This is a genomic window from Amycolatopsis sp. cmx-11-32 (assembly GCF_047608695.1).
Taxonomy (GTDB): domain Bacteria; phylum Actinomycetota; class Actinomycetes; order Mycobacteriales; family Pseudonocardiaceae; genus Amycolatopsis.
In genome coordinates, this window is the sequence record NZ_JADNQN010000008.1 from 155,051 (window position 1) to 170,789 (window position 15,739).

Genomic DNA, 15,739 nt, shown 5'->3' on the forward strand with positions numbered 1-15,739 from the left:
GACCCTCGCCGCCCCTGCGGTGGCGAGGGTCATCGGCCGCCGAGCTTCGGCAGGGTCAGCGTGGTCACCGCCGTCGTCACCCAGCCCAGCAGGTCGCCAAGCGGGACGGTGGACAGCTTTTCCGGCCATTCCTCGGCCAGCGCGTGCAGAACGAGGTGGCCGTCGTGTGCCTCCACCGCGGTGAGCCGGACCGCTCGCGGGAGTTCCGGCAGGGGAAGCACGATCGGTTTGAGGCGGGACGGCGGGCCGAACCGGCGCCGTCCGATGTGGACGGCCATCGGCCGCAGGACGACCGATTCGCCGTCCACAGTGGACTCCAAGGCGAGATGTCCCCAGCGGGGCCGCTTTTCCCAGCGGACGTGGAAATGGCCGTCCTCGCCGGGGGTCACGATGATACCTGGCCGGACCTCGGCCACGCGTGCCTGCAGGATTTCGGGGGCCAACCGGATCGCCATCTTCACCTGTTCGGGGATGGCGGCCGGGGATGGGAGTGAACGGAGCCGGACGTTCGACGCCAGCACGGTAATGCGCCTCAGCGGGGTTTCCGGCCAGTCGACGTCCTCCACGACGATGCGGACGTCGCCGATCCGGCCGGTGGCGGCCAGACTGAGGCTGTCGGCCTGGTAGTCGAGCCCGGTCAGGGTGAGCCCGACGTCGTGCCCGTCCACCTTGGCTGTGAGCCGTTGCCCGACCAGCTGTTCGGTCACGGTCTTCAGCAGTGCGGCGGGGGTCACCGGCACGTTCGGCAACAGCGCCCGCCCGGCGGCGGCCAGGCCGAACAGCTCGGGAAGGGGGTTCAGCTCGAACCATCTGCCTTCGCTCATCCGACCAGTGTCGCCGAACGGGACGCCGATTGCCGCCGCAGGGGGGTCAGCGGGCCGCGAAACGGGCGATGACGCCCGCCAGGATCACCCAGAACGCCGCGGCTAGACCGTAGTCGAGGATAACCGCGAGATTCGGGTCACTCACCGGGAAGAGTCCCGGCCAGAACAACGCCAGCGGCTTCGCCAGCGCCTGGATGAAGATGAAGAAGCCGTTGCCCGCGTTGGCTCCCGCGAGCACCATGACCATGTACAGCAGCTCGATGAAAGCGAACAGCGCGCCGACAGCGGTGATGACGCGTACGGCGGTGTTGCTCCTACTGGTGGTTCGCCATCTGGACATGGCTGAAAAGTTCCCCGATCGGGCGATGACAAACGTTTCAGCGGCCAAGTTGCGCCGATCGGCCGTACCCACCTACTCCTCGTAGGCCGCCAGTGACTGTGCGATGGCCTAATCCTGGACCGCGACGCCGACGGACTTGCCACCGCGCACATCCGGCGGTTGCTCGGGGTTAGTCGCCCAGGGGTGCGCCCCGCCACTGCCAGCCGGCACGGGAGGGGCGCCCGGGAAGTTCCGTCCGGTCCGTCGCCCACAGCAACGCGGTCCAGGGATCGATGTCGATGGTGTCGATGTCCGGGAACATCCGCGTGAGGACGCGTGAACAGATGTCGCGAGGCGGATCGAGGGCGACTTCGAGTCCCCTTGCCATGTCTTCGCCGTGAACCAGGGCCTCGACGCAGCCCATTCCGGCGAAGCCCTCGATGTCGGCGTAACCGCTCGGGTGGTAAGCGCGGACGTCCGGGGTCACCGTGCGCAGGGTGGCGCTCAGGATGCCGCCGCCGACGGTGATGAACTCCAGCATCTGCGCCGGCGTCGCCGACTGGTCGGCGACGGACTCGAAGCACACGAAACGCGGCGTCGACGGTCGGGCGATCAGCAATCCGGCGTAGGAGATGAGACAGTCGCCGAGGTGCTCGGCCGTCCGCCAGGCGTTCAGTTCGCCAGTGCCCGGCGCCGACGACCAGTCGTGGGTCGACGCCTTTCGCAGGCCGCTCACCACACTGGTCACCGCCGCGTCGAGATCGTCGGGCGTGATCGTCATCGGGGCATCAGCTCAAGGGCGTCGGAAACGCGACCGGAGAACGGCGGCCGTTCTTCCCGACCGCCCGAACGCCGAAGAACACGTTGTCCTTCGACAGCTCCACCTTAGCCTCGGTCTTGTCACCGACCCTGATGGAGTGCGTCCATTCGGCCGCCGTCGTCTCCCGCCAGACGACCTCGTAGCCGGCGAGATCCGGGTCGGTTCCGCGCCGCCACACCAGATCCGTGTCGTTCGTCAGCCGGTTCGTCCGGATCCGGACCTCCTCGGGGGTGCCGGGCGCGGTCGCCAGCGACCACATCGTGGCCGCGTTCACCCGCGCGACCCTGGCGATGAACGGGAAATCGCAGAACTCCGGCAGGTCGCCGAACTGCTCGCCGTTCTCCACCCGGACGTCCTGGTGCTGATGCGCGAAGTCCTCGTGTGGCTCGGTGAACCGCGCCGCCGGATACCCCTGCTCCAGGAACGGGATGTGGTCACCACCCCGGAGGTAGCGGTCGCGCCGGTAGATCACCCGCACGGACATGCCGGTCGCTTCGTTCTCCGCGACCGACCGTACGAACCGTGCCAGCTGACGGGAGGGTGAATCGTTCTCGCCGCCGACGGAGCGCCGGATTTCGGCCTGCGCCGGGGTTTCCGACGTCGGCACGCCCTCGGCGAACAACCGGATCGTGCGCGGATCCCGCGTCCCGTCGTCCGCGCGGCTCGAACCGACGATGTCGTTGGTGAACATCCCCTGCACGTTCGTGCCCGCCGCCTTGTAGAGCGTGGCCAGGTGCCGCGCGCCGAACAGGCCCTGTTCTTCGCCCGCGACCGCCGCGAACACGATGGTCGCGGCCGGGCGGCGAGTGGCGAGCACCCGGGCGAGTTCCATCGCGACGGCCACTCCGGAGGCGTCGTCGTCGGCGCCGGGCGCGTCCTTCGTCGCGTCGAGCGGATCCGAACACCGCGAGTCGTAGTGGCCCGACACGACGTAGACCCGTTCTGGCGTGGTCGATCCGCGCAGCGTGGCGACGATGTTGGTGATGGTGGTGGCGACAGGGATCCGGGGCGGGGTGGGCGGCTGCACGTACGACTGCGACTCGACCTTCATCCGGCCGCCCGACTTTTCCGCGGACTTCCGCATCTCCGCGAGGATCCAGTCGCGGGCGGCGCCGATTCCCCGGACCGGATCGGTCTGCGAGGACAACGTGTGCCGCGTCCCGAAGGCGGCGAGCCTGCGCACGGTGGCCTCGATGCGGTGCTCGTCGATCTCTCGCAGGATCGCTCGGAGTTCCGCGTCGGGCCGTTGCGGTGGAACGGATCCGCCGGGCCCTCGATCGCCGAGCTGCTCGGCACCGGCCGGCACGCCGGTGAGGGCGACCGCGGACAGCGCGGCCGACGTGGACAGGAACACTCGTCTGGACCTCTCCTGAGCCATCCTTCGTTCCTACGCGCCCTGGCATCGGGCGTCTACCCGCGAAAAGGATGAGCGCGGCAGGCGGTGGATGGGGGAGGAAGCAGCCGGTTGCCGAGACTTGACCGCCCATCTCCATGTCGCCGGGGTTTGAGCCGGCCGTCCTCGTGGTATTGACGGAGATCAAGGCTGTCCCGTTTTGGAGGGTGCTCGTGCAGATCCAAGTCAACACCGATCACAAAATCCACGGTGGCGAAGGATTGGCCGCTTATGTGACCACCGATCTGGAGAACAGCCTGTCCCGGTTCGCTGGATGGCTGACCCGGGTCGAGGTACACCTCAGCGAGGACGGAGGCGGCAAGCCGGAGGACAAGAAGTGCGTGATCGAGGCGCGGCCCGGTGGTAAACAACCGGTCGCGGTCACCCACCACGCGGCTACCGTGGACGACGCGTACGCCGGGGCGGCGAGCAAACTGCTGCGGGTGCTGGATTCCCAGTACAGCCGCGCCCACGACCACAAGGGCAGCGACAGCATCCGTCACATGCCCGCGCCGGAGGACCTGGAGCAGGTCGGCGTGATCGAGGACGAGTCCGCGGGTCTGAGCAAGGTGACACAGAACCCCCAGGCGACTTGACAGACGACAGCTCGACCGGCGGGCCGCTCTCCACCGGCGTTGACCGACACGAGATCTGGGCGTCGGTCCGATCCATGCCGTGAAAGTGGCTTACATGTCCTACGCGCGGCTCGTTTCCCCGCGCTGTGTCGCGGTCCAGCCGCGGATCGCGGCGACGAACTCCTCTGGTGCGTCGGATTCCACGTAGGTGCCGGCGCCCTCGACGATCACGGTCTTGTGGTCGGTGAAGGTCGCTTCCAGGCGCTCGCGTTCTTGTCGACGGAAGGCGATGTCTTTGTCACCCCACAGGATCAGTGTGGGGAGTTGGGCGACGTCGGCGAGACCGGCTTCGACCTCGGCGAAGAAGGCCCGGCTGCTGAGGACCCGGCGGGGGAATACAGCGGAGGCCTGGCGTCGCTCGGGGGTGGCCATGGCCCGCCGGTAGTGGGTCATCTCGGGTGCGGTCGGCTTCCGCCGCCGGTGACCGAGGGGGACGAACACGTTGACGACGAAGTTCAGCCGCCGGGCCAGGAAGCGGCCTGCAGGGCCGCCGAAGACGCGTGAAAAGTACTCGAAGTGGAAGACGCCGTTGACCGGCCATGCCCAGGTGTCGGCGAGCACCAACCGGTCGAAGACGCCTGGCCGTCGCTGCGCGGCGGCCAGGCCGATCAGGCCACCCCAGTCCTGTCCGACCAGAGTGACCTCATTCAGGCCGAGCGCGTCGACGAACGCGGTGACCACGTCCGCGTGTTCCTCGGGCCAGTAGCGATAGCCGGGCTTCGCCGTCGACAGCCCGAAGCCCGGGTAGTCGAGGGCGATGCACCGGAAGTCGTCGCGCAACGCGCGGATCACGTCGCGCCAGAGGAAAGACCAGTCGGGTTGCCGTGCAGGAGCAGCAATGTGGGGCCTGACCCCTCGTCGACGTAGTGCACGGTGTGCCCGTCGATAGCGACGAAACGGCTCTTGAACGGGAACAGGTCGTCGTCGACCCAGGAGGGCCGCACGCTCCTGGAGGTATCGACCATGACAGCCCTCTCCGCTCGGTTTCACGCTAGACTTGAGCTTGTCACGCGCACTTGAGTTAATCAAGCGAGGGATCCGATGCGTAGCTATGGTCAGTACTGCGGGCTCGCCCGGTCCCTCGAGGTCGTCGGCGACCGGTGGAACCTGCTCATCGTCCGCCAGCTCCTCATCGCCCCCGCCCGCTACCGGGACCTGATCGACGGCCTTCCCGGCATCGCGACCAACCTGCTCGCGGACCGCCTCCGCGACCTCGAAGCCTCGGGCGTGGTCGAGCGGCGACTGTCCGGGGAGGGCAGCGTGGTCGAGTACGCCCTCACGCCGTGGGGTGCCGAGCTGAGGCAGCCGATCGAGAGCCTGATCCGCTGGTCCACCCCGTTGATGGTCCGCGGCCCCGGCGGCGACTCCTTCCGCCCCGAGTGGCTCGCCCTCGCCGTCCCGGCTCTGCTCGACGCCAGGGTCAAGGTCCGCGCCCCGGCGACGGTCGGCCTCGAGATCGGCGACCCGCCCCTCCAGCTCCACGCGACGCACTCCGGCTTCGAAGTCGGTCCGCAGGACGGCCGCGACCTCGACGCGACCGTCCGCGCCGACCCCGCCCATGTCCTCGCCTTGGCCGCCGGGGCTCTCACCCTCAGCGACGCCCGCGCCCTCGGGCTGGTCGAGATCGACGGCGACGAGTCCGTCGTCCGCACCGTCTTCGCCGCCTGACGAGACTCCCGATCCTGCCGGACTGACGACATCACCCTGGCGACAGTTGGTCGCGGCGGCGGGTCAGGTAGGCGGTCTCGGCGGTGTTGCCCGCCAGCTCGATGGCTTTGTCGTACGCCGCGCGCGACTGCTGACTGCGGCCAAGCCGGCGCAGCAGGTCGGCGCGGGTGGCGTGGTGGGCGTGATAGCCGGCCAACGGTTCGGCAAGACGGTCGACGATGGCCAGTGCCACCTCCGGTCCGTCGAGTTCGGCGACCGCGATGGCCCGGTTGAGGGCGACGATCGGCGAGGGATCGAGGTGGACGAGCTGGTCGTAGAGGGCGACGATCTGCGACCAGTCGGTGTCGCGGACGTCGCGGGCGGAGGTGTGCACGGCGTTGACCGCGGCCATGATCTGGTAGCAGCCCGGAGCGACCCCTGCGGAGGCGGCGGCGAGGCGCTCGCGCACCAGCCGGTGGCCCTCGGCGATCAGTGCCGTGTCCCAGGCCCCGCGGTCCTGCTCGTCGAGAATGACCAGTTCGCCGCCTGCCGAGACCCGGGCGGTGCGACGGGCCTCGATGAGCAGCATCAGCGCCAGCAGCCCGGCCACCTCACCGTCCCGCGGCATGAGGGCACGGATCAGGCGGGTGAGCCGGATCGCCTCGGCGGTCAGGTCGTGACGGACCGGATCGGTGTCGGGGCCGGTCGCCAGGTAGCCCTCGTTGAAGACGAGGAAGAGGACGGCGAGTACGCCGGAGACGCGCGACGGCAGATCCTCCGCGGTCGGCACGCGATAGGGGATGCGGGTCGCCTTGATCTTGGCTTTCGCGCGGGTGATCCGCTGCTCCAAGGTGGTTTCCCGGACCAGGAAGGCGCGGGCGATCTCGGGAACGGTCAGCCCCCCGAGCAGGCGCAGGGTCAGCGCCACGCGGGCTTGCGTCGCCAGCGCCGGGTGACAGCAGGTGAAGATCAGCCGGAGCCGGTCGTCGTCGATGGCGCCGAGAGACTCGTGCGGGTCGTCGTCGTACACCGTCCGAGCCTCCTTCTGCTTGTCGTCGCGTTTGTTCTCACGCCGGATCCGGTCGATGGCCTTGCGGTTGGCGGTGGTGGTCAGCCAGGCGCCGGGGTTAGGGGGTACGCCGTCGGACGGCCACCGCTCGACGGCGGTCGCGAACGCCTCGGCGGCCGCCTCCTCGGCGATGTCGAGGTCACCGAAGCGCCTGGCCAGGGCGGCGACCACCCGGGCCCACTCCTCGTGGTGGACCCTGGTGATCGCCTTCTCGACGTCGCTCACCGGAACGGCCGCACCTCGATCTTGCGATCGCAGACCTTCGACGCCTCGGTGGCGAGCTTGAGCGCCACGTCCAGATCGGGGGCCTCCCACACCCAGACGCCGGCGAGGTACTCCTTCGACTCCACGAACGGCCCGTCGCTGAACACCGGCCGCTCGCCCCGGTTGTCGATGACCGTGGCCGTGTCGGTGTCCGCGAGCCCGCCCGCGAAAACCCAGTGGCCCTCGGCGATCAGTCGTTCGTTGAACTCGCTGATGGCAGGCTCCCGGTCGGTGCTGCCGGGGTTGCTCTTGTCGTCGATCACGGAAACCAGGTACTTCATCGGAAGATCATCTCCTGTGGCGTCTGGACAGCGTGGTCGTTCAGGCCGTCGCGTACCGCGGGCGCCCGGCCGGCCGGTGGACCCGGATCGTCACGTCCTTCGAGTCCGTCGGCCGAACAGGAAAGCCTCGGCGCGCTGCCTGACCGCGGTTTCCTTGCCTGGGCGCCGCCCCTTCGCAGGCGGCCTCACCCTTGCTACGAACGCCACCACCCCGATCCGACAACTCGTCTCGGGCTTCTTTCAAGAACTTTCCGGAAGCATCTCCCGCAACATCGCCAGCAGCTCCCGCCGGTCCCCGGCCCCGAGTTTCCCCCGGATCCGGGCCATGTGGTGCTCCACGGTCTTCCCCGAGATGAACAGCTTGCTCCCGGCCTGTTTGTACGTCAGCCCGTCGACGACGAGCCGCGCGACCTCCAGTTCCCGTTCGCTCAAAGCGTTCAGCCCGGTAGCCGCGACGGGTTCCGGAGCGCGGCCCTGGAACTGCCTGGCCGCTTCGAGCAACTGGACCATCGCCTTGCGGTCCGAGGTCCGGATCGCCGCCTGCCCGGCCAGCCGGGAAGCGTCCCAGCAGAGCCCGAGTTCGTGCAGTTCCGACGCGGACGCGGTGATCGTTTCGGGGTCGAAGGTCCCGGTCAGGACCGCGAGCCAGCCGGTCGCGGCGGAGGCGAGTGCCGCCGGATACCGTCCGCAGGAAGCGAAGTCGTTCAGCGCGGCCAGATGTTCACCGGCCGACGCGTGATTCTCGACGGTGATGGCGGCGTGCAGTTCGTGCCAGCGCAACGTCGCTGTCCACAGTGGAGGGTTGCCGAGCGCGTCGAGCACCGTATGCGCCCGCTCCAGCTGCCCGGCCAGTTTGGCGCTCGCGCCGCCCCGCGCGGCCGCGATCGCGAGTTCTCCCAGCGGCAGCAACGAATACAGGTTCGGCTGCTGTCGCATCGAAGCCTGGTACGCCCGGTCCCAGGACCGTTGCAGCCAGGGAAGGTCGCTCGCCCGTCGCGCCAGGCCCAGTTGGAGGGTGGCGGCGAAGAGTTCGTCGCGGGCTTCGAGACCCTCCGGTGGCATCAAGGCCTCGGCGGCCGTCTTGAGGTCGCCCGCGGTCATCGCGACCCAGCCGAGCAGCAGCCGGTGCCGTTTCGCGAGCAGGTCGCCGCCGATCCGCCCGCTCACCGCGCGGCTCAGCACCGACTCGGCCAGCGCGAGTTCGCCGGAATGCAGGCCCACCAACGCCGCGAGGGCCGCCGGGCTGTCCGGCAGGGGTGCCGGCGCCCCCGCCGACTCCAACATCGACGCCGCGCCGAGCAGGGCCGACAGGGTTTCGGAGCCGCAGCCGGACACCGAATCGGTGACGGCGCGCGCGGTGCGTGAGGCGGCGCCCGCGAACAGGGTCGGGACTTCGGGGGTCTCCAGCACGCCACGGGCGGCTTCGAGTTTTCCGGTGCCCAGCAAGGCGATCGCGGCGAACGCCTTCGACCCGGCCCGGCCGGACCATTGATAGAGCTCCGCGCTGTGCGCCAGTTCGCCGCGATGCGCCAGCACGGTCGCGGCCACTTCGGCGCCCGCGGCCCTGGCGTCCGTATCCGACGTACTGCCGAGCATGCCGTCACCCAGCCGGAGCGCGGTGTCGAGATCACCGGCCAGCGCCGCGGCGTGCGCCCAGCCGACGGTGAGCGCCGCGCCGCGCCCACCGGCCTCGGACGCGGCTTCGTAGAACCGCGCCGCGAGTTTCGTGTCGTCGGGCATCGCCTCACGCGCGGCCGCCTCGAACGCCGCCGCCGCGCTCGCACCCGAACTTCCCGTTCCCAGCAGGGAACGAGCGAGGTCCAGTACCGGAAGCCCGTCACGCAACTGGAGTTCCACCAGCCGCTGCAGCACCGTCAGCCGACGCCCCGGCGAACCCCAGACGCGGACGGCTTCGGCGGCGATCGGCAGCAGGACGTCGCCCTCGCCGAGGAGTCCGGTCGCCCTGGCGCCGTCGAAGATCTCGGGCAGGCCCTCGCGATCGCGGTTGAGCAGCGCCGCCAGCAGATCGAGATTCCGGCTGGCACCGGCTTCGGCCGCGATGAGGTAGCGGTGCACGTCGTCGTCCAGTTGTTCCAGCTCGCCGCGGAAGTCCGCGAGCCTGCCGGTGACGGCGCGAAGCACGAGTCCCGGCACACCACCGGTTCTGGCGTGAACCTCTTCGGCCGTGGCCGCGTCACCGCCGGCGTACTCGACGAGCCGTCGGACGTCATCGACGCCGAGCGCGCCCAAGGACACCGATCTGCCGAAGGAGTCGGCGAGTGCGCGCAAGGTGGTGGTCCGCGCCGTCGGGCGGAAGGCCAGTACGACGGGCGTGGTCGTTTCTTCCGCCAGTGCCCTGATCTTCGCGATCTCGTCGTCGCCGAGCTGGTCGGCGTCGTCGACCAGAAGAGCCTCGACCCCGGCACCCGCGTAGTGGCGCCCGAGGAGACCGAGCAGATGGGTCTTCCCGTGCCCGCCGGGGGCGACGACGGTGACCCGCACCGGTAATTCCGGGGCGGCGGTCACCTCGTCGAGCAGGCGCCGGGCACCCGGATGGATGATGCCGGGTTTGTCTAGCAGTGCGTTCAACAGCGACCTTCGGGTGAGGTGGCGGCACCGGGGGTGGGCGGTGCGCAGGAACTCGAAGTGGTGGGAGGAGCTTCGGGACCCTTGTCCGCGGTGGCTTCTCGAGTGGTCAAGGTGAGCAGCAGGGCGGTCGCGGCCAGCACCGCGACCGCGGCTGCGGCGACGAGGGGCTTGCGACGGCTGAGCAGTTTCGCCGCCCCGGTGCGTTCTGGCAACGGAAACGGGGTGATGTCGACCGGCGGCCGTTCGGGCCGCTCGGTGAGCTCTCCTGGCGCGTCGACCCGGGGGAGCAGGGTGGTCTCCGCGGTTGCCACCGAGGCCGAGGCGATCGAGTGCGAACCGCCGGGTTGGGGAACGTCACGTCGTGCGGCGATGTTGGCCGCGCCGGTCGCCACCGTCAGCACGGGATCGCTGGAGGCGAAGACGGGGCATGGCGTCCGGCCGGGAACCGGCGGGGCCTCGCCGCAGAACACGATGCCCGCCAACGCCGTCGGCTGGATCCCGGCGCCGTGCGCGAGTTCGAAGACCTTGCCGACGGCCTCGCCGGGGTCGACGCCTTCCACCGTCTTGACCGGCTGCCAGCCGTTGATCCCGGCGGCGGCGATCGTGACCACCGCGCCGTCCGGGCCGAACTCGCAGATCCCGGCGGTGACCTCGCCTTGCGGGGCGAGGTACGCGTGGAGTGCGGCGATGGGCGCCGGTACCAGCGTGGCGTGGGGGTATCCGGCTTCGGTCAGTGCCCGGTGCAGCAGGTCGCGGCGGAACGAGCCCCAGCCGACGGGGTGCGTGAGCACGATGTGCCGCGGTTTCTCACCGAAGCGCTCGGCCGCCTGATCCACCGCCGCGTCCACGAGGACGGCGCTGAGGGATTCGGCGGGGAACCGTTCGCGGCCGACGATCACCGGGACGTCGTCGCCGATCCGCTCGTGGAACCCGGTCAGCAGCCGAGCGGGGGCCGACCGACCCTCGTCGACGGCGGCGTCCCCGGTGAGCAGGTAGCCGTCGTCGTCGAGGAACACCGCGGACGCCGCCGACGGGCGGCGCCCGCCGAGCCACGACGGTTCGGGCACGCCCCAGCCGTCGCCCTGGTTCACACAGGTGGCGGCGGTGGTGCGGGTCGAGGCGATATCGATGCCGAGGACGTAGGGCAACGCGCATCCTCCTTCGCTTGACCAGCCCCTGAGGGCCAACTAGGGCCAATCACCCGAACGGCTTTACCCATTCGGGTGAGTGTTGGCATTAAACCCAACCGGGTGCGTCTCGCTTAAGCCCCTAACGCCCTAACGATGTCATACCGATCCCCTATCGGCTGAGTGAGTGACGACCAGGAGTGATCCCCGATGTGCTGAGAGGTACCCCCGCACTAGCTTCGGTTACTGCGACCAGCCGTGCCGTCGGCGCGCTGCGCTTGCCCACCGACCTAGACCACCAGGAGAGTCCTTCCATGGGTTCCGTCCAGACCCTGCACGACTTCACGCTGAACCTGCTGAACGACACCGCCGCCCGCGTGGCGTTCGCCAACGACCCGCAGCAGGTCCTCGCCGAGGCTGGCCTCGGCGACATCAACGCCGCCGACGTGCACGAGGTCGTCCCGCTGGTGCTCGACTTCGTCCCGGTCGACACCGCCACCGACAACCTGGCGGGCTTCGGCGGCGTCGCGAACGTCGTCAACGGCACCGACGGCGAGTGCGCCGACGGTGTCCAGGGCGCGATCGAGCAGCTCACCGCGCTGACCGCCGGCCTGCCGGTCGACGTTCCCGGCGTCGGCACCCTGCCGGGCCTGCCCGAGGCCGGTCTCCCGGGTCTCCCGTCCGTGCCGGGCCTGCCCGAGGTGGGCCTGCCCGCCGTCCCGGTCGTGTCCGACGTGACCGACGTGTCGAACGCCGCCGCCGGCGTGACCGCCCTCGCGCAGAACACCGTCGGCAGCTTCGGGCTGACCGACGACCTCGCGCTCGGCCTCGACGCCGCTTCCCTCGGCCAGGCCGCCGGTGTCGCCAACGGCGCCATCGCCAACGGTGCCATCGCCAACGGTGCCATCGGCACCGCGACCGACCTCGTCCACGACGTCTCGATCGTGGACGCCGCCGGAGTTCCGGCCGTCGACGCGGTTCCGGCCGTCGGTGACCTGAACACCGCCCTGCCCGGCGTCGATGGTGTCGTGGGCGGTTCCCCGGCCGTCCTGTCCCAGGTCGGCGACCTGACCAGCGTCATCGGCAAGGTCGGCGTCGCCGACGTCACCACCAAGGTGCACGACGTCGCGAACAACTACACAGGCGACATCGCCAACAACCACGGCGACGTGACCGGCAACATCGCGGGCAACGTCGCCAACGACGTCGCCAACGTCGCGAACCACGCTGGTGTCTCCGACGTCCACGACGTGGTCTCCGGGGTCGGCAACATCGGCCACAACATCGGCGACATCAACATCGGTGCCGGCGACATCGCCTCGGGCAACGACATTCACATCGGCTGAGCCGAATATTTTTCATTTTCGTGCCCGGGCCCCGCGACCACACCAGGTCGCGGGGCCCGCACGCCCGTGTTGGCTCATGCCACATTGATTCCACGCTTGGTTAAGGGAACACTGCATCCCCGTGACAGCCCCCGCCTGGCTCGACTTGCTCAACGAGACCTTGGACGCCTGTGCCGCCCACGGTCGCGCCGACCTGGCCGAACGCCTCCGGCGCAGACGGGACCGGCAGGTGCCGGGCACCCGGATCGCGGTGGTCGGTTTTCCCAAGCAGGGCAAGGGGTACCTGCTCAACGCGCTGCTGAACGCCCCGGTCTGCGCGGTCGGGGACGCGAGCACACCCGCCGTCCCCACCGAGATCGGGTACGCCCACGATCCCGCCGCCACCCTGGTCGGGCACGCCCGTGAACGCGTGCCGGTCGGTGACCTCGCCAAGGAACTCGGGGTCCGGCCGCCCGGTTCGCTGCGCCGGGTCGAGGTCGGCCTGCCGCGCGAACTGCTCGGCACGGGACTGGTGCTGGTGGACACCCCGGCGATCGGGGACCCCCGCTCGCCGAGGACGGCGGCCACCCTCGACGTCCTCGCCGACGCGCACGCGGTGATCCTCGTCTCCGACGCGACACAGGAACTCCAGCCCGCCGAACTCGCGCTGGCCCGGCACATCCGGACCTGGTGCCCGGCATTGGTGCTGGCGCTGACCAAGATCGACGTCAGCCCCGACTGGCGGGAACTCGCCGCCCGCAACCGCGCCGCGCTTTCACAGACCGGCGTCGTCGCCGACGTGTTCCCCGTGTCCGCGACAGTGCGCCAAGCCGCCGCCAAGGCCGGTGACACCGACCTCAATGGACGGTCCGGTTACCCGGAACTCCTGAACTGGGTGGGGGAACAGGCCGCGCGCCCGATCGAACGCACCCGGGCGCTCGCCGCCGCGGTGAGCGTCCGCGCGGCGGCGGTCGAACTGGTCGAGACGCTGCAGACACGGCTCGACGCCTTCTCGCAGGACAGCGGGGTCGACCAGGTCACCCTGCTGCACCAGGCACAACGGCGTACCGAGGAGCTGCGGCGGCAGAACGTCCGCTGGCAGAACATATTGTCGGACGAGATCACCGACCTGGTCTCCGACGCCGAATACGACCTACGTGAGCGGACCCGGGTGATCGTGCGGCATATCGACCGCACCTTCGACGAAGGCGACCCGGTGCAGATCTGGCCGGATTTCCAGACCTGGCTGGAAGAGAACCTCGCCGAGGCCGTCGAGACGAACTACAACTGGGTGTCCGACCGGTCGACGTGGATCGCGCACGCGGTCGCCACCGGTTTCGGCGCACGGTACGGCCAGGCCCCGGTTCTGCCGCTGACCGGGTCCGGAGTGGACTCGATCCCCGAAGTCGGCACCCCCAAGATCGAGCGATTCAAGATCGGCCAGAAACTCTTCACCGGGTTGCGTGGTTCCTACGGCGGCGTGCTGATGTTCGGACTGGTCACCAGTCTCGCCGGGCTGCCGCTGATCAACCCGGTGTCCCTCGGCGCCGGTGTCGCGTTCGCCACCAAGAGCGTGCGCGACGAAGGCGGGATGCGGTTGCAACGGCGCCAGGCACTGGCGAAGGCCGCGGCGCAGCGCCACGTCGACGACGTGTTCATCCGGTTCAGCAAGGAGATCAAGGACGAGATCCGCCAGGTCCAGCGGCGGTTGCGTGACCATTTCACCGCGCTGTCGGACGACCTCGCGGAAGAGCTGACGCGCCAACGGGAACTGATCATCGCCGGATCCGCCGAACGCGACCGGCGTACGCAGCGGGTCAAGAAGGAGATCGACCGGCTCGCCGCGCTGCACCGGAAGGCGGGGGCGCTCGGCAGTGGCGCCGCGCCACGCCGGGAGCTTTCCGCGTGACGGCGCTCGACGTCCGTGAACTGCTGAGTGACGCCGTCGTGCTCTACCGGGAGCGCCCGCACGCGGTGGCGATGCTGCGGGAATGCCTGGAGCGACTGGAGGAGCCGCTACGGGTCGGCTTCGTCGGCACACCGGGGACCGGCAAGTCCACTTTGGTCTCCGCGCTGGCGGAATGGCCGACGAGGGCACTGCGTGAACTCGAGCTGTTCGACACCCCGGCACCCGCCGAGCACGTCGACGCGACGGTGCGCCTGGTGCGCCACCTCGAACCGGACGAACTCGCCGGTGCCCGGCCGGTGGGCGGTTCGGCGTTCGCACGGCAGAGCGCGGTGAACTCGGTACTGGTACTCGGCCGGGCCGACGAGGTCGGTGCCGGCCGGATCGACGCCTTGCTCACCGCGAAACAGCTGGCGCGGCGGGCTTGGCGCGAGGACCCGAATTGCGCGGGCTTCCAAGGCGTCATCGCGGTCGCGGGGCAACTGGGATACGCGGGCCGGGCGTTGCGGGACGACGAGTTCGAGGCGCTGCGCGCACTGGCCTCGATCTCCCGTCCGGATCTGGAGCGCTATCTCCTGTCCGTGGATTCCTTTGTGGACGATCCGTTCCCGGTGCGGATCCCACCGGAGTCGAGGAAACATCTGGTGGCGCGGTTCGGGCTCTACGGTGTCCGGCTGGCGATCACCCTGATCCGCACCGGCTGCGAGAGCAGGCTGAAACTTTCGGCGGAACTCGTGCACCGCAGCGGTCTCGGCGACCTGCGGGACACGCTAGCGGGATGCTTCGTCGCCAGGGCCGAAGCGCTGAAGGCACGCACGGCGGTGCTGCGGCTGGAAGGCCTGCTCGCCACCGAACCGCTCCCGCACGGTGACCGGCTGGCCGCGCGGGTGGAGCGGTTCGCCGCCGCCGCACACGATTTCCGGGAGTTGCGGCTCATCGCCGACGTCCGCGGCGGGCGCACGGCCTTGTCCGGAGAGATCGCCGAGGAGGCCACCCGGTTGCTCGGCGCGCAAGGAGTCGCGCCCACCGAACGGCTCGGCCTCGAACCCGGCGCGGATCCGGCCGAGATCCACGCGGCTGCCGAGAGCGCGCTCGCCGCATGGCGGCACGAGGCGGAACGGGCCGACACCGCGCACGCCGAACGCGCCGCCGCGCGGGTGATCGTGCGTTCGGTGGAAGGACTGCTCAGCCTGTTCGTCGCCTGAGCGCGGGTCCGTGAAGGGCTCCTCGCCTACTTTCAGGGTCAGGGTCCCGGCGAAGTCGAGGTCTTACCGGTCAGGCGGCTCTTCGTCGCTGCATGAGGCTGTTGATGAAGGAATGGGGACGTTGAGTATCCCCATTCCTTCATCGTCGCGGGGGCGCACCGGTCGCGGAGCTTCATCAACAGCGCTGACCAGCAGCTCCGCGACTTTGCCGAGACCTTGCGCCAGGAAGGGGGCCTTCATGTACTTCGAGCCACCCAGGGCGCCGGTCCCGAGTGGCGTTTCGGGTCAGTGAGGAGTAAGTCCCGCACGAGGAGTCCCTGTGACCACCAGATCCG

At 69.8% G+C, this 15,739-nt stretch carries 15 protein-coding genes; 5 read left to right on the forward strand and 10 right to left on the reverse strand.

Going from position 1 to position 15,739, the window contains the following annotated elements:
• Positions 1-29: 29 nt before the first annotated feature.
• The 4 genes from ACM6LR_RS24335 to ACM6LR_RS24350 form a co-directional block, all read right to left on the reverse strand.
• Complete coding sequence (locus ACM6LR_RS24335) at positions 30-824, reverse strand: hypothetical protein (protein WP_414944560.1); 795 nt, start codon at positions 822-824, stop codon at positions 30-32.
• A 46-nt stretch (positions 825-870) separates the two neighbouring features.
• Positions 871-1,164 (reverse strand): hypothetical protein, encoded by a 294-nt coding sequence (locus tag ACM6LR_RS24340; RefSeq protein WP_409491077.1) that lies wholly within the window; start codon positions 1,162-1,164, stop codon positions 871-873.
• Between the two features lie 169 nt (positions 1,165-1,333).
• A complete protein-coding gene (locus ACM6LR_RS24345) occupies positions 1,334-1,924 on the reverse strand; it encodes a hypothetical protein (protein WP_414944561.1) in 591 nt (196 codons plus the stop codon).
• Positions 1,925-1,931: 7 nt separating this feature from the next.
• Positions 1,932-3,341 carry a M20/M25/M40 family metallo-hydrolase gene (locus ACM6LR_RS24350; protein WP_414944562.1) on the reverse strand — a complete coding sequence of 470 codons (1,410 nt, stop codon included), beginning with the start codon at positions 3,339-3,341 and terminating at the stop codon, positions 1,932-1,934.
• Positions 3,342-3,529: 188 nt separating this feature from the next.
• Between ACM6LR_RS24350 and ACM6LR_RS24355 the strand changes: the two genes are divergently transcribed.
• Positions 3,530-3,952: an HPF/RaiA family ribosome-associated protein gene (locus tag ACM6LR_RS24355; RefSeq protein ID WP_414941170.1), complete on the forward strand. Its 423-nt coding sequence runs from the start codon at positions 3,530-3,532 to the stop codon at positions 3,950-3,952.
• A gap of 99 nt (positions 3,953-4,051) precedes the next feature.
• Here ACM6LR_RS24355 and ACM6LR_RS24360 read toward each other — a convergent pair whose 3' ends face one another.
• Together ACM6LR_RS24360 and ACM6LR_RS24365 are read right to left on the reverse strand one after the other, a co-directional pair.
• On the reverse strand, positions 4,052-4,783 hold the full coding sequence (locus ACM6LR_RS24360) for an alpha/beta fold hydrolase (RefSeq protein WP_414944563.1): 732 nt from the start codon (positions 4,781-4,783) through the stop codon (positions 4,052-4,054).
• The gene (locus tag ACM6LR_RS24365) at positions 4,780-4,956 is read right to left on the reverse strand and encodes a hypothetical protein (RefSeq protein WP_414944564.1); all 177 of its coding nucleotides are present in this window, start codon (positions 4,954-4,956) and stop codon (positions 4,780-4,782) included. The genes ACM6LR_RS24360 and ACM6LR_RS24365 overlap by 4 nt, the downstream gene beginning before the upstream one ends.
• Before the next feature lie 76 nt (positions 4,957-5,032).
• Between ACM6LR_RS24365 and ACM6LR_RS24370 the strand changes: the two genes are divergently transcribed.
• Entirely contained in the window at positions 5,033-5,659 is a 627-nt protein-coding gene (locus tag ACM6LR_RS24370) for a winged helix-turn-helix transcriptional regulator (RefSeq protein WP_414941168.1), read from the forward strand.
• A gap of 31 nt (positions 5,660-5,690) precedes the next feature.
• On the opposite strand, the gene ACM6LR_RS24375 is transcribed toward ACM6LR_RS24370, so the two are convergent.
• The 4 genes from ACM6LR_RS24375 to ACM6LR_RS24390 all read right to left on the reverse strand — a co-directional run bounded on the left by ACM6LR_RS24375 (position 5,691) and on the right by ACM6LR_RS24390 (position 10,989).
• Complete coding sequence (locus ACM6LR_RS24375) at positions 5,691-6,932, reverse strand: RNA polymerase sigma factor (RefSeq protein ID WP_414941167.1); 1,242 nt, start codon at positions 6,930-6,932, stop codon at positions 5,691-5,693.
• Positions 6,929-7,252: a YciI family protein gene (locus ACM6LR_RS24380; RefSeq protein ID WP_414941166.1), complete on the reverse strand. Its 324-nt coding sequence runs from the start codon at positions 7,250-7,252 to the stop codon at positions 6,929-6,931. The genes ACM6LR_RS24375 and ACM6LR_RS24380 overlap by 4 nt, the downstream gene beginning before the upstream one ends.
• A gap of 240 nt (positions 7,253-7,492) precedes the next feature.
• Complete coding sequence (locus ACM6LR_RS24385) at positions 7,493-9,841, reverse strand: LuxR C-terminal-related transcriptional regulator (RefSeq protein WP_414944565.1); 2,349 nt, start codon at positions 9,839-9,841, stop codon at positions 7,493-7,495.
• Positions 9,838-10,989, reverse strand: a complete 1,152-nt coding sequence (locus ACM6LR_RS24390) for a molecular chaperone DnaK (RefSeq protein ID WP_414941165.1) — start codon at positions 10,987-10,989, stop codon at positions 9,838-9,840. The genes ACM6LR_RS24385 and ACM6LR_RS24390 overlap by 4 nt, the downstream gene beginning before the upstream one ends.
• Before the next feature lie 293 nt (positions 10,990-11,282).
• Between ACM6LR_RS24390 and ACM6LR_RS24395 the strand changes: the two genes are divergently transcribed.
• From ACM6LR_RS24395 to ACM6LR_RS24405, 3 genes are all read left to right on the forward strand, one after another.
• Complete coding sequence (locus ACM6LR_RS24395; RefSeq protein WP_414944566.1) at positions 11,283-12,314, forward strand: IniB N-terminal domain-containing protein; 1,032 nt, start codon at positions 11,283-11,285, stop codon at positions 12,312-12,314.
• A gap of 121 nt (positions 12,315-12,435) precedes the next feature.
• Positions 12,436-14,202, forward strand: a complete 1,767-nt coding sequence (locus ACM6LR_RS24400) for a dynamin family protein (RefSeq protein ID WP_414944567.1) — start codon at positions 12,436-12,438, stop codon at positions 14,200-14,202.
• Positions 14,199-15,404: a GTPase gene (locus ACM6LR_RS24405; RefSeq protein ID WP_414944568.1), complete on the forward strand. Its 1,206-nt coding sequence runs from the start codon at positions 14,199-14,201 to the stop codon at positions 15,402-15,404. Before ACM6LR_RS24400 ends, ACM6LR_RS24405 begins: the two co-directional genes overlap by 4 nt.
• Positions 15,405-15,739: the final 335 nt, after the last annotated feature.